Below are 13,897 nucleotides of genomic sequence, written 5' to 3'. Positions count from 1 at the left end.
GCTGAACACACGGACAACTCAAGCACTAGAATGGTGCAACCCTCCACCGCCTTATCAAGGACTTACATGGCCACCGCAGACCTGCGCCGCGGCTACATCCTGGGCCTTTGTGCCTACGTCATCTGGGGCCTCTTTCCGCTCTATTTCAAGGCGATCCAGGCTGTTCCACCGCTGGAAATCATCGTTCACCGAGCGCTCTGGTCTGCCGTATTCGGCGCGTTATTGTTGCTGGTATGGAAGCACCCAGGCTGGCTGCGCGAGCTGATCGATCACCCCAAACGCTTCGCCGTACTGGCGATCAGTGGCTCATTGATCGCCGGTAACTGGCTGGTCTACGTGTGGGCGGTGAACAACGGACGGATGCTTGAGGCCAGCCTGGGTTACTACATCAACCCGCTGGTGAACGTGCTGCTCGGCATGCTGATCCTCGGTGAGCGCTTGCGTCGCTTGCAATGGGTAGCCGTCGCGCTGGCAGCCGCAGGCGTCGCGCAACAATTATGGCAAGTCGGCAGCCTGCCCTGGGTGTCGCTGACGTTGGCTCTGAGTTTCGCCGCTTACGGCCTGATCCGCAAGAAAGCCCCCGTCGCTGCACTGCCGGGGCTGGTGGTGGAAACCTGGTTGCTGCTGCCGCTGGCCATCGGCTGGATTCTTCTGCACCCCGCGGCGATGAGCAACCAGCCGGCATTCTGGACGACCACCGAGGCCTTGTGGCTGATGGCGGCCGGCCCCGTCACGCTGATTCCCCTGGTGTGCTTCAACGCGGCCGCGCGCCACCTGCCCTACACTACCCTGGGCTTTCTGCAGTACGTGGCGCCGACCCTGGTGCTGCTGCTGGCCGTGTTCGTTTTCGATGAGCACCTCGACCCGGTCAAGATCGTCGCCTTCGTGTTCATCTGGGCAGGCCTGGCGGTGTATAGCGTCGATGCCTGGCTGACTCTGCGCAAGCGCTAGCCAGCACTGTCGAGGGCAAGAATCTGCACCTGCAGGTTCTTGCCGCATGTCGAAAACCATCCCTTACACACAAAACCGACCACAAGCGATTGCAGGGCGTAGTTGCATCCTGCAATCATATGCGAATAGTTATTGCTTTATTTCTCCTTATTCGCGGAGCTACTTGTGTCGGTCGGGGAATCCACGCATCAGCAACTGACGGGCCAGCTCTATCGCGATCATCGCGACTGGCTACTCGGCTGGCTGCGTAAAAGCCTGAGCTGCCCACAGCGAGCCGAAGACCTCAGCCAGGACACCTTCGTCCGTGTGCTCGGCAAGCCGGATCTGCAACAGTTGCGCGAACCCCGCGCTCTGCTCGGCACCATTGCCCGCGGGCTGCTGATCGATCACTTCCGTCGCAACGCCGTGGAACGCGCCTACCTGGAAGAGCTGAGTCATACCCCTGAAGCGGTGCACGCCAGCCCGGAAGAACAGGCGCTGGTGCTCGAAGCCCTGCGCGAAATCGATCGTCTGCTCGGCACGCTGTCGCTCAAGGCGCGCAGTGCTTTCCTCTACAACCGCCTGGACGGCCTCGGTCACGCCGAGATCGCCGAGCGTCTCGGCGTGTCGGTTCCGCGCGTGCGCCAGTATCTCGCCCAGGCGGCGCGGCAGTGCTACATCGCCCTGTACGGAGAGCCGACGGCATGATCGCCGCCACCGCGCCGGTCAGCAATCGGGTACTGGAAGCCGCCATCCATTGGCAGCTGTGCCTCGACTCGGGCATGGCGAGCGAGCGGGAGAAAGTCGAATTCCAGCGCTGGCTGGCCAGCGACCCCGAACATGTGCGCGCCTGGAAACAACTGACCGGCCTGGATCAGCAACTCGCTGTAGCGGCGGCACCCGCAGCGCGCAAGGCCCTGTTGCGGCGTCCAGCTGGCAGCCAGCGGCGCAACGTGAGCGGCCTGCTCGGTGTATTGCTGGCCGGCGTGCTTGGCCTTGGCCTGCTCAACCAGCAGCGCCCGCTAAGCGACTGGCTGGCCGATGAAGTGACCGCTGCTGGCGAACAGCGCGAACTGCAACTGGCAGATCACAGTCGGTTGCGCCTCAACAGTCGCAGTGCCGTAGATATCGATTTCAATCCCGAAGAGCGCAGGCTGTTCCTGCGCAGCGGCGAAATTCTCGTGGAAACTGCTCACGGCGATCCGCGTCCGTTCTTGGTCGAGACCAGACACGGCACCCTGCGCGCCCTGGGCACCCGCTTCCTGGTGCGCGAGGAAGATCGGGGCACCCAGCTGATCGTGCTGCAGTCCGCAGTGGCTGCACATCCACGGCACACCAACGACGAGCGGGTGATCCCGGAGGGTCAGCAAGTGCTGATGAGCAGCGACACTCTGGGTGTCAGTCAGCCGGCGCCGGCCGCCGCAGACGCCTGGATGCACGGCATGCTGGTGGTGGAAAACGTGCGCCTGGCCGACCTGCTGGAGCGCCTCGGCGACTATCAGAACGGCCATCTGGGTATCGACGACAGCATCGCCGATCTACGCATCAGCGGCAGTTTTCCGCTGCGTAACCTGGATCTGGCACTCGCCGCGCTACCCGCCAGCCTGCCGGTAAGCGTGGAGCGCTATACCAATTGGTGGATAAAGGTCGTGCCACAGCCGCAAACGCCGCAATAAAAATAGTTCGCGCGGGCCCTATCACTTTCTGCATCTGCTTCGGCAATAGGAAATCGAGACTCATTTCCCTGTAGGAGCCACCTGCGATGCAGATGTTCAGCCGTACCCCGTTCCGTCCGAGCATGCTGGTCGCCGCCATGGCGCTGGCCAGCCTGCCCGCCCTCAGTCTGGCCCAGTCGGCTGACTCCAGCGTGCGCACCTACCAGCTGCCCGCAGCACCGCTGGCCAGCTCCCTTAATCAGATCGCCGGCCAGGCCGGTGTGGTGCTGAGCATCGACCCAGGCCTGACCGCCGGCAAGAGCGCGCAACCAGTACAAGGCCAGTTCGACACGGCTGGCGCCCTGCGTCAGGCACTTTACGGAACGGGCCTGATGCTGGTACCCGGTACGGGAGGCACTTACAGCGTGCAGCCCGTGGCGGACAATGCCGCGGTGGCATTGCCTGAGACCACCATCAGCGCCGGCAGCGGCGTGGAAAGTGCCTGGGGGCCGACCACGGGCTATCTGGCAACCCGCACGGCGGCGGGTACCAAGACCGATACGTCGATTCTCGAAGCACCGCGCTCCATCTCCGTGGCGACACGTGAGCAGATGCAGGATCGCAAGGTTCAGAATCTGGATGATGCCGTGCGCTACATGCCCGGCGTGATCGCCAGCAGCTATGGCAGTGACAGCCGCGCTGAATGGATGAAGATTCGTGGCTTCGAGCCAATCCAGATGCTCGACGGCCTGCCGCTGCCCAAGGGCACCTACGTGATGCCCAAGCTGGAAACCTGGAACCTGGAGCGCGTCGCCCTGCTGCGCGGCCCGGCCTCCTCGGTTTACGGCCAAACACCTCCGGGCGGTCTGCTGGATATGGTCAGTCGGCGCCCGGAGGATGTCAGCAGCAACGAGATACAGCTGCAAGTCGGCACCTTCCAGCACAAGCAGATCAGCTTCGACAGCACCGGCCGCCTCGATGACGAGGGGCGCTTCCTTTACCGTATTGGCGGTGTACTGCGCGACAGCGGTACGGCAATCGAGCATATCGACGATCAACGTTTCAACATCGCGCCCAGCTTGACCTGGAACATAGCCGACGACACCAAGCTGACCTTCCTCAGCCAGTTCAACCGTGACGATACCGGCACCACCAGCCAGTTCCTGCCGCTGCAAGGCACCAAGCTGGCCACACCGGCTGGCAAGGTGGACTACCACAAGAATCTCGGCGATCCGGACTGGGAGTTCTATGACAAGGACTATTACGCGCTGGGCTACGCCTTCGAGCATCGTATCAACGATATGTGGCAGTTCCGCCAGAACTTGCGTTACACCAAGAGCGATCTGGCGTTTCAGAGCATTACGGCGGGCGGATTCTTTTTCCCTAACTTCCCCGACCAAGCGGTTATAGACGATGACGGAACCTTGCGCCGCGGTGCCAATGTGGTCGACGAAGACGTTAGCCAGTTCGCCGTCGACAACAACCTGCAAGCAGACTTCGATACCGGCGCGCTGAAGCACACCGTACTGCTGGGCCTGGATTACCAGCGGGTCAACACCAACTATCGGTGGCTTTTCGGCGAAGCGCCTACCAGCAACATAATCAACCCGATCTATGGCCAGGACTTCAGCAACGTCTCCTACTTCGCCTTGCAGGATTACAACCAGAAACGCCATGGCACAGGCTTATACATCCAAGATCAGATTGCACTGGATAACTGGCGCCTGACTCTGGGAGGACGCCAGGATTGGGTGAGCACCGACTCGGAGTTCTATAATGTGAACGGAGGCACCAAGGATGACCGCCGTGATAGCGCGTTCAGCGGCAATGCTGCCCTCAGCTATATGTTCGACTCCGGCTTCACACCCTATGTCTCCTATGCAGAGTCCTTCCAGGCAGAAGCAGGCGGCAGCAACGGCCAGACCTTCCGCCCCAGCACAGGCAAGCAGTATGAGCTCGGGATCAAGTACCAGCCGCCGGGCAGCGACATACTCTTCACTGCAGCCGCATACGACCTGACAAGACAAAACATCATCACCACCAATACCTTGGGCGTGACCGCTCCAGTGGGCGAAGTAACAGTCCGTGGGTTTGAGCTTGAAGCTGTTGGCAACGTTACCGAGAACCTGAAGATCACCGCTGCCTACACTTACGCGAACAGCAAAATGACCAAGGTCGGCGACCCTGCCGACAAGAACCGTCCGCTGCCGTTGACTCCGGAAAACCAGGCATCGCTTTGGGCAGACTACACCTGGAACAACGGCTTCCTAGACGGCTTTGGAGCAGGCTTTGGCGTGCGCTATGTAGGCGAAACCAACAATATCGGTGTCGGCAACCTGGCCTTCGTAGCCAGCAGATCGGATGGACATACCCGCTCCTATAGCGTCTATGACGCTGCAGTGCGCTATGACCTGGGCAAATTCAGCAGCACTCTGGAGGGTGCCAGCGTTGCACTGAATGCCAAGAACCTGTTCGACAAGGAATACCTGTCGACCTGTGACGGAACCTACTGCTACTACGGCGACCCTCGTAGCGTGATCGCCAGCGTCGACTACAAATGGTGATCCGCTAGCCCTGTAACCGACAAGGCCGCTCACTAGGCGGCCTTGTCGTTTTGATCACCCTCATTGATGACGCAGGACTAGTCCTCCATCCGCAACTTCAGCTCCACCATCAAATCGTCCGCCAGGGTTTCCAGCGAAGTCTGCAACGTACTCAGTGGCAGCCCTTCCGGTACTGCCAGGGTTGCCTGTGCGTGGAACAGTGGCTCGCCGCTCATGGGCGCGGGCGTCACGTCGGTAACCAGGCTTTCCAGGTTGACGCCGTTGGCCGCCAGCAGCTGCGTGATATCGCGCACTATGCCCGGGCGGTCGTTGCCCAGCAGATCGAGATGGATCGATTTCCAGGTGCAGTCTGGCTCGGCGCCAGCCGAGGCAAGCTGAACACGAATACCCTGGGCGCTCAGCTCGCCCAAGGCCTCCATAAGCGCGCCGTGTGATGCTGCTGGAACGTCCACCCGCAGGATTCCCGCGAACTGTCCTGCCATACGCGACATGCGGCTTTCCAGCCAGTTGCCACCATGCTTGGCCACGCACTGGGCGACACGCTCGACCAGGCCGGGTTGATCCTGGGCGATAACGGTCAGTATCAGATGATCCATGCTCACGTCCTCGTCGTTGGTGCTCAGCTCAGGTCGAGCCAGTAGGTAAGGTAAACCGCATCCCGGACATAGCCGAGACGTTCATAGAGGGACTGCGCCGCCAGGTTGGTTCTTGCCGTTTCCAGCTGCAACCCGCAGGCGCCGGTGTTCAGTGCATGCTGCCGGGCAGCGTCGAGCAATCGTTCGCCAATACCCTGGCGCCGTGCGTGATCGGCAACGTACAGATCGCTCAGCAGCAGGCTCGGGCGCAAGGCCAGCGAGGCATACAGCGGATAGAGCTGCACGAAACCTTGGGCAGCACCCTGCTCATCACGTGCGATAAAGATCGTCGAGTCGCCCCGTTCGAGACGCGCCGCCAGGAAATCCCGCACCTGTGCAGCGCTCTTGGCCACGGCATAAAAATGCAGATAGGCCGCAAACAGCGGCGCCAGGTCATCAAGATCGGCAGTGGCGGCAACACGTATCGGCATGATCGATTCCTCGCAGGTGGTCTGCAGTATAGGTCGTCTCGTCATCTCGGCCTGCAGGCTTGAGTACGACCAAGGTAGCGACGACCATTTCTGGACTGTTTTTCCCGATTCGTTCATGTAGTATCTGCAAAAAACCACTACATAAATCCAACCCCAGTCCTGCTGGTTGTGGAAAACCCCGCTCACGAAGCATCTCCAGACATGCCGCATCGACAAAGGGCAGCCGTCTACCACGGCCCCGATAGCGATATGTCTGCGCAGCACCGAGGGTTCCCCCGCCGTTACAGTGGCTAAGCGAAGCAGAGAGGCGAGAGATGACTGAGCGTATTCAAGTCGGTGGCCTGCAGGTCGCCAAGGTGCTGTTCGATTTCATCAATGACGAAGCCATTCCCGGCAGCGGCGTCACTGCCAATGCGTTCTGGGCCGGCGCCGATGCGGTGTTCCGTGACCTGGCACCGAAAAACCGTGCCCTGCTCGACAAGCGCGATCAGTTGCAGGCGCAGATCGATGGCTGGCACCGTGAGCAGTCCGGCAAGCCCCACGACGCGGTGGCCTACAAAGCATTTCTGCAGCAGATCGGCTACCTGCAGCCGCAGCCCGATCAGGTACAGGCCAGTACCGAAAACGTCGACGATGAAATCGCCCGCATGGCAGGCCCGCAGTTGGTCGTGCCGGTGATGAACGCACGCTTCGCGCTGAACGCCTCCAACGCACGCTGGGGTTCGCTGTACGACGCGCTCTACGGTACCGACGCGATCAGCTTCGAGGCCGGCGCCGAAAAGGGCAAAGGCTATAACAAGGTACGCGGCGACAAGGTCATCGCCTTCGCCCGCGCCTTTCTCGATGAAAGCGCACCGCTGGCGAATGGCTCCCACGTCAACACCACGGGCTATCGCATCGAAGGCGACAAGCTGCTGGTCACCCTCAACAATGGTGATATCAGCGGGCTGCGCGATGCCAGCCAACTGGTCGGCTTCCAGGGCGAAGCCAGCGCGCCCATCGCCATTCTGCTCAAACACAACGGCCTACACTTCGAAATCCAGATCGACGCCAGCAGCCCGGTCGGTAGCACCGATGCCGCCGGCGTGAAAGACCTGCTGATGGAATCCGCCCTGACCACCATCATGGACTGCGAAGACTCGGTGGCCGCCGTCGATGCTGATGACAAGACCCTGGTCTACCGCAACTGGCTGGGCCTGATGAAGGGCGACTTGAGCGAACAAGTGAGCAAGGGTGGCAGCACCTTCACTCGCACCATGAACCCGGATCGGGTCTACACCCGCCCGGATGGCGGCGAACTGACCTTGCACGGACGCAGCCTGCTGTTCGTGCGCAACGTCGGCCATCTGATGACCAACCCGGCGGTACTCGACGCCAGCGGCAACGAGCTGCCCGAAGGCATTCTCGACGCGCTGTGCACCAGCCTCGCCGCGCTGCACAACCTCAACGGCAACAGCAGCCGCGCCAACACCCGCACCGGCTCGGTGTACATCGTCAAACCGAAAATGCACGGCCCCGAGGAAGTGGCGTTCACCAGCGAACTGTTCGGCCGTGTCGAACAGGTGCTGGGCCTGCCGCGCAACACCCTGAAAGTCGGCATCATGGACGAGGAGCGCCGCACCACCGTCAACCTCAAGGCCTGCATCGCCGCCGCCAGCGAACGCGTGGCGTTCATCAACACCGGCTTCCTCGACCGCACCGGCGACGAAATCCACACCTCCATGGAAGCCGGCGCCGTGGTGCGTAAAGCCGCCATGAAGAGCGAGAAGTGGATCGCCGCCTACGAGAACAACAACGTCGACGTCGGCTTAGCCACCGGCCTGCCGGGCCGCGCGCAGATCGGCAAGGGCATGTGGGCCATGCCCGACCTGATGGCGGCCATGCTCGAACAGAAGATCGGCCACCCGCTGGCCGGCGCCAACACCGCCTGGGTGCCCTCGCCGACCGCTGCGACCTTGCACGCCCTGCACTACCACAAGGTCGACGTATTCGCCCGCCAGGCCGAACTGGCCAAGCGCACACCGGCCTCGCTGGACGAAATCCTCAGCATCCCGCTGGCGCCAAGCACCGACTGGTCTGCCTCCGAAATCCGCAACGAGCTGGACAACAACGCCCAGGGCATTCTCGGTTACGTGGTGCGCTGGATCGATCAGGGCGTCGGTTGCTCCAAGGTGCCGGACATCAACGATGTCGGCCTGATGGAAGACCGCGCCACCCTGCGCATCTCCAGCCAGTTGCTGGCCAACTGGCTGCGTCATGGCGTGATCAGCGAGGCGCAGGTGCTGGAAAGCCTCAAGCGCATGGCCCCGGTGGTCGACAGACAGAACGCAGGCGACCCGCTGTACCGCCCAATGGCGCCGGATTTCGACGGCAACATCGCCTTCCAGGCGGCCCTGGAACTGGTACTGGAAGGCACGAAACAACCTAACGGTTATACCGAGCCCGTACTGCACCGCCGCCGCCGCGAGCTGAAAGCCAGCCAGGCACGCTAAGCGCCAACGCAAAAGAAAAACCGCCGAAAGGCGGTTTTCTTTTTGCGTCCAGCAAGGCTCGCGTCGTCACTAACCCGGGTGTCGCTTCGCTCGACGCCGGGCTACAAAATCGCTCCGTAGCCTGCGGTTGAGCATAGCGATACCCAGGTCTTCACCCAGCCGGCTGCACCGCAACCCGCCGCTGCTGCCAGCGATAGGCGGAGAACCGCTTGGGTGCTTCGTACAGCCAGTTGATGCCCAGCGCCTGGAGAATCTTCGCCGCGATGATCGGCAGCACTACACCCGCCAGGCAGCCGGCGACGATATGCAGAGTGTCGTCGTTGATGCCCAGGAACTTGCTCAGGATCACCCGCATGCCACTGCCGGCGAGGATATGCATGAGGAAGATCGGCATCGACAGCGCGCCCAGGGTCAGCACCCAGCCCAGCGGCCGACGTGCCAGCACCATGCACAGGCTGACGGTGAACAGGATGCCGATGAACGCCACCATCAGCGATGCCGCACCGCGATCCGCGTAGGTCAGCCCCAGCGGGCCGTGGAACAGATACTGCGCCACGACGAAAGCCAGGCCGCTGCCCAGCGTGAATGCCGAAGCACGCGCTTCGATGCCATCACGGATCTGGTTGAACCAGACGCCCAGCGCGAAGAACACGAAATTCTGCGCCAGGAATACCAGCGCGGCGACACGCGGCGTCCACTGTTGCAGCAGATAGAACAGCGCACTGAGCACCAGCAGCGGCAGGAAAGCCCGCGTGGAAAAACGGCGATAGAGCAGGATCGCCAGGCAGAAAGCGGCAAACAGCGCATACAGGAACCAGAACTGCGCCCGCGGCGACCACAGCAGCGCCAGCACTTCGCCCATCCCCACGCCACCATTGGTGTAGCGCGCCAGTACCACCTCGATACTGCCCTGCAGCAGCGACCACAGTACGAAGGGATAGAAAATGGTATCGATCTTGTTGCAGAACAGCCCGCCACTGCCGCGATTGTTCAGTGAATGCCAGAAGAACAACCCGGAGAGGAAGAAGAACAGTGGCATGTGAAAGGTGTAGATGATGCTGTCCACCAACTCATGGAAGGCCACGTTCTCGGTGATGATTCCACCGTTGAGCAGGCCGCGCACAACATGGCCATAGACCACCAGCAGAATGCCGATTGCCTTGGCGTAATCCACCCACAGATTGCGGTTTGTCATGTGTGCATCCTTGAGATGAGGTACAGCGAGGGGACGGTAGCGACAGCAAGCGTGTCGCCCCGCCCATCAGAGCACCAACGCGAGCCTCAGGTTCCCGGGCCGATGCTGGTGCAGTTACCGCCACCCAGGTACTTCTGCAAGACCGCCCATTGCGGCCGGTCGACACCCTTGATCGGCTCGATCGAGAGTTTGTGCTTGCCCCACGAAGGGCCAGCCGCCCAGTAGGTGAACGGGATGCAATGTTTCTGCAGATAGGCAAGGGTCTGATCCAGCGCTTTCAGGCCGCTCTCATCGTCGGCCGGCACACCGAACTCGCCGATATGGCCCTTCTTGTTGTGCTTGATCAGCCAGTTGACGAACGGCTCGATGCGCTTGACGCCAATCTGCGGGTCAAGATTGGGCGCCAGGGCCTGCTTGTAGCTGCCACTGCTGTCAGGGTCGATGTACATGTGTGCGGAATAGACGATGTTGTTCGCCGGGTCCTTCAGATCCAGCAGCGCATCGTTGAGTTTCGGCCACTGGGTCGCGGATGAATATTGCGCCCCCTCGACGTACACCGCGTTCTTCGAATCGTGCTTGCGCACCCCGTCGATGCCGGCCTGGGCCACCTCCGGCCAGAACTTGTTGGCCGCGCCGTAGGGCTCGTTCATCAGGTCGTAGGAATACACTGCAGGGTTGTTACCCCAACGCGAGGCAATGCGCTCCATCAGGTTCTTGTAAGCGGAAATTGGCACATCGTCGGTGCCGATCACCTTGCCGTAGTAACGTCCGTAGTTGTGCACGTCGAGCATCACCTCGATGCCGCTCTGGTGGGCTTCGGTCAGGGTCTTGTCGATCAGCTTGGCGTAGCTTTCGTCGAACTCGCCATTGGCCTTGGGCTGCAAACGCTCCCACTGGATGGAAAACCGTATCCAACTGATGCCTTTCTGCTGCCACTTGGTGTAGTAGCCGGGTGGCGGGAAGAAGAAGTTGGTGCCGTGCTTGCCGGGAATGTGAGAACTGGCGAATGCCGCGCCGGCGACGTTGATGCCGATCAGCTCGATAGGCTTCTGCTGCGCACTGACGCTGCAGCTCAGAATCACGCCAAGCCCGAAGGTCATGGCTCGGCTAAAAAAAGTGCCACTCATTGATGCTCTCCTCTGTCTCCGGAATCAACGAAACCATCCGAATGCGATAAAAATGCGTCTCAGACAGAACAGGACGCCAATTGACCGCAGAGGTTCACGAGTGGCCGCGGTAATCTCGTGACAATCGATAAACGCAGGAGACCAGCAGAGCGCTCTAGACTTACGTCCTATGTCGATTCCTGGCTCAGACCACCACCATGTCGCCACAAGAACAAAAGGGATGCGAGCGATGAAAGCAGCGGACGACTTCGCCCTGGCCGGCAAGACTGCGGTGCAGCAGAACATCTACGGCACCATGGAGTTTTTGCAGAAGTTTCCACCGTTCAACCAGATGGATACCGCACACCTCGCCTATCTGGTCGAACACTGCCAACTGCGCTTCTATGGCGAGGACGACACCATCATCCACCCGGACGATGGCCCGGTGCAGCACCTTTACATCGTCAAGCAGGGCCGGGTGCACGGCCAGCGCCCGCACTCGGCGCGACGCGGCACGGAAACCACTTTCGAGATCACCAGCGGCGAGTGCTTCCCCATGGCCGCGCTGATCGGTGAACGGGCCACGCGCACCGCACACCTGGCCTCCGAAGACACCTTCTGCCTGCTGCTCGACAAAGCCGCCTTCTCCCGCCTGTTCGCGCAGTCCACACCCTTGCGGGATTTCGCCCTGCGCGGCGTCAGCAGCCTGCTCGACCAGGTCAACCAGCAGGTGCAGATGCGCGCGGTGGAAACCCTCGGCTCGCAGTATTCGCTGGATACCCGCCTGGGCGAGCTGGCCATGCGCCAACCGATTTCCTGCGCACCGGATATGCCCTTGCGTGATGCCGTGCGGCTGATGCACGAACAGCAAGTCGGCAGTATCGTCATCGTCGATCCCGGCCTGCGCCCACAGGGCATCTTCACCCTGCGTGACCTGCGCCGTGCGGTGGCGGACGGCAGTTCGCTGGAGCTGCCGATCGACAGCCTGATGACCCAGGCGCCCTTCCACCTGCCGCCGAGCGCCAGCGCCTTCGATGCCGCCATCGCCATGACCGAGCGGCATATCGCCCACGTCTGCCTGGTGGAACAGGGCAAGCTCTGCGGCGTGGTTTCCGAACGCGACCTGTTTTCCCTGCAGCGCGTCGATCTGGTGCACCTGGCCCGCACCATTCGCCATGCCGGCCGGGTTGAAACACTCGCGGCGCTGCGTGAAGACGTCCGCCAACTGGTCGACCGCATGCTCGCCCACGGTGCCAGCTCCAGTCAGATCACCCATATCGTCACCCTGCTCAACGACCACACCGTGTGCCGGGTCATCGAGCTGACTCTCGAAGAGCTGGGCGACCCTGGCGTGCCCTTCACGTGGTTGTGTTTCGGTAGCGAAGGCCGGCGCGAGCAGACCCTGCACACCGATCAGGACAACGGCATTCTCTTCGAGGCAGCAGACGGCGCAGAAGCCGCAGCGATCCGCGGCCGCCTGCTGCCCCTGGCCATAGAGATCAATCAACGCCTGGCGCACTGCGGTTTCACCCTGTGCAAAGGCAACATCATGGCCGGCAACCCGCAGCTGTGCCTGTCGCGCCAGGAGTGGTCACGGCGCCTCGCCGGGTTCGTACGCGAAGCCTCGCCGGAAAACCTGCTGGCCTCGACCATTTATTTCGACCTGCGCGCAGTCTGGGGGGATGCCAGCGGCTGCGAGACGCTACGTGACGAACTGCTCGGGCAAATCGCCGACAACAGTTTGTTCCAACGCATGATGGCCGAGAATGCCCTGCGTCAGCGCCCCCCCGTTGGGCGCTTTCGGGATTTCGTGGTAGCCCGTCGCGGCGCCGAAAAAGACACCCTGGATCTCAAATCCCAAGGCCTGACACCCTTCGTCGATGGCGCCCGCTTGCTTGCCCTTGCACACGGCATCAAGGCCTGCAACACCCAGCAGCGGCTGCGCGAACTGACCGAGCGCGGAATCATCGAGCCGCTGGATGGCGCCGCGTATGAAGAGGCCTATCACTTCATCCAGCAGACGCGCCTGCAACAGCACCAACTGCAGGCACGCCAGTCCCAGCCGTACTCCAACCGCCTCGACCCGGACAGCCTCAACCATCTGGATCGGCGCATCCTGCGTGAATCTTTTCGCCAGGCCCAGCGCCTGCAAAGCAGCCTGACGTTGCGCTACCAGTTATGAATGCACTCACTTGGCTTACCCGCCGCCATACGACACTGCCTCCTGAACAGCAACGCCGCCGCGATGCACTGCACGCCCCCGCCGTGGTGGATGAAACACCGCTGGCGCAGCAGCGCCTGGTGGTGCTCGATCTGGAAACCAGTGGGCTGGACATGAAGCGCGACCAGGTGCTGTCGATCGGTGCTGTGGTCATCGACAACGGTGCCATCCAGCTTGGCCAGCAATTCGAATGCACCCTGCAGCGCGACGATCATCGGGTCAGCGCCAGTGTGCTGATCCACGGCCTGGCGCCCAGCGCCATCGCTGCCGGCATTGAGCCGGGTGAAGCGCTGCTGGCATTCATGGAGTTTCTCGGCGATAGCCCGCTGCTGGCCTTCCACGCCGGTTTCGACCAGCGCATGCTCGCCCGCGCCCTGAAAGAGACCCTGAATCTGCGCCTGCGTCATCCCTTCTTCGACGTCGCCGAACTGGCCCCCCTGCTCTGCCCCCAGGCAGAAATCCGCAACGGAGGCCTGGACGACTGGACAAAGCATTTCGGCCTGCAGGTGCAGCAACGCCACCACGCCAGCGCAGATGCCTTGGTGACTGCCGAACTGGCACTGATCCTGTTCAGCCGGGCCCGCAAGCAGCAAATCGACAGCCTCAAGGCCCTGGAACAAAGCCTGGCCGGCTGGCGCAGACGGCAGCAGGCGCCGTCGTTGTAATCG

General features: G+C 61.8%; 11 protein-coding genes. 7 read left to right on the top strand and 4 right to left on the bottom strand.

What is annotated here, in order from left to right; translation table 11 throughout:
- Positions 1-66: 66 nt before the first annotated feature.
- The 4 genes from rarD to ACZ0AI_RS20895 all read left to right on the top strand — a co-directional run bounded on the left by rarD (position 67) and on the right by ACZ0AI_RS20895 (position 5,149).
- Positions 67-951, top strand: coding sequence for an EamA family transporter RarD (gene rarD, locus ACZ0AI_RS20910; RefSeq protein ID WP_463563508.1), 885 nt, complete (start codon positions 67-69; stop codon positions 949-951).
- Between the two features lie 165 nt (positions 952-1,116).
- Entirely contained in the window at positions 1,117-1,638 is a 522-nt protein-coding gene (locus ACZ0AI_RS20905; RefSeq protein ID WP_463563507.1) for an RNA polymerase sigma factor, read from the top strand.
- Positions 1,635-2,606 carry a FecR family protein gene (locus ACZ0AI_RS20900; RefSeq protein WP_463563506.1) on the top strand — a complete coding sequence of 324 codons (972 nt, stop codon included), beginning with the start codon at positions 1,635-1,637 and terminating at the stop codon, positions 2,604-2,606. The genes ACZ0AI_RS20905 and ACZ0AI_RS20900 overlap by 4 nt, the downstream gene beginning before the upstream one ends.
- A gap of 86 nt (positions 2,607-2,692) precedes the next feature.
- Entirely contained in the window at positions 2,693-5,149 is a 2,457-nt protein-coding gene (locus ACZ0AI_RS20895) for a TonB-dependent siderophore receptor (protein ID WP_463563505.1), read from the top strand.
- Between the two features lie 77 nt (positions 5,150-5,226).
- Here the strand turns inward: ACZ0AI_RS20895 and ACZ0AI_RS20890 are convergent, their stop codons facing one another.
- Positions 5,227-5,745 (bottom strand): glycine cleavage system transcriptional repressor, encoded by a 519-nt coding sequence (locus tag ACZ0AI_RS20890; protein WP_225835584.1) that lies wholly within the window; start codon positions 5,743-5,745, stop codon positions 5,227-5,229.
- Positions 5,746-5,768: 23 nt separating this feature from the next.
- Entirely contained in the window at positions 5,769-6,215 is a 447-nt protein-coding gene (locus ACZ0AI_RS20885) for a GNAT family N-acetyltransferase (protein WP_463565988.1), read from the bottom strand.
- Between the two features lie 314 nt (positions 6,216-6,529).
- On the opposite strand from ACZ0AI_RS20885, the gene ACZ0AI_RS20880 reads away from it, so the two are divergent.
- Positions 6,530-8,707 (top strand): malate synthase G, encoded by a 2,178-nt coding sequence (locus ACZ0AI_RS20880; RefSeq protein ID WP_463563504.1) that lies wholly within the window; start codon positions 6,530-6,532, stop codon positions 8,705-8,707.
- 151 nt (positions 8,708-8,858) lie between these two features.
- Here ACZ0AI_RS20880 and ACZ0AI_RS20875 read toward each other — a convergent pair whose 3' ends face one another.
- On the bottom strand, positions 8,859-9,902 hold the full coding sequence (locus ACZ0AI_RS20875; RefSeq protein ID WP_463563503.1) for an acyltransferase family protein: 1,044 nt from the start codon (positions 9,900-9,902) through the stop codon (positions 8,859-8,861).
- Between the two features lie 86 nt (positions 9,903-9,988).
- Entirely contained in the window at positions 9,989-11,029 is a 1,041-nt protein-coding gene (locus tag ACZ0AI_RS20870) for a glycoside hydrolase family 5 protein (protein ID WP_463563502.1), read from the bottom strand.
- 229 nt (positions 11,030-11,258) lie between these two features.
- Between ACZ0AI_RS20870 and ACZ0AI_RS20865 the strand changes: the two genes are divergently transcribed.
- Both ACZ0AI_RS20865 and ACZ0AI_RS20860 read left to right on the top strand, forming a co-directional pair.
- Entirely contained in the window at positions 11,259-13,190 is a 1,932-nt protein-coding gene (locus ACZ0AI_RS20865; protein ID WP_463563501.1) for a putative nucleotidyltransferase substrate binding domain-containing protein, read from the top strand.
- The gene (locus tag ACZ0AI_RS20860; RefSeq protein WP_463563500.1) at positions 13,187-13,894 is read left to right on the top strand and encodes a 3'-5' exonuclease; all 708 of its coding nucleotides are present in this window, start codon (positions 13,187-13,189) and stop codon (positions 13,892-13,894) included. The genes ACZ0AI_RS20865 and ACZ0AI_RS20860 overlap by 4 nt, the downstream gene beginning before the upstream one ends.
- Positions 13,895-13,897 lie beyond the last annotated feature (3 nt).

The sequence above is a fragment of the Pseudomonas sp. AC355 genome (assembly GCF_979258205.1).
The sequence above is the reverse complement of the archived record's forward strand: the minus strand, read 5'-3'. Positions and strand labels throughout refer to the sequence as shown.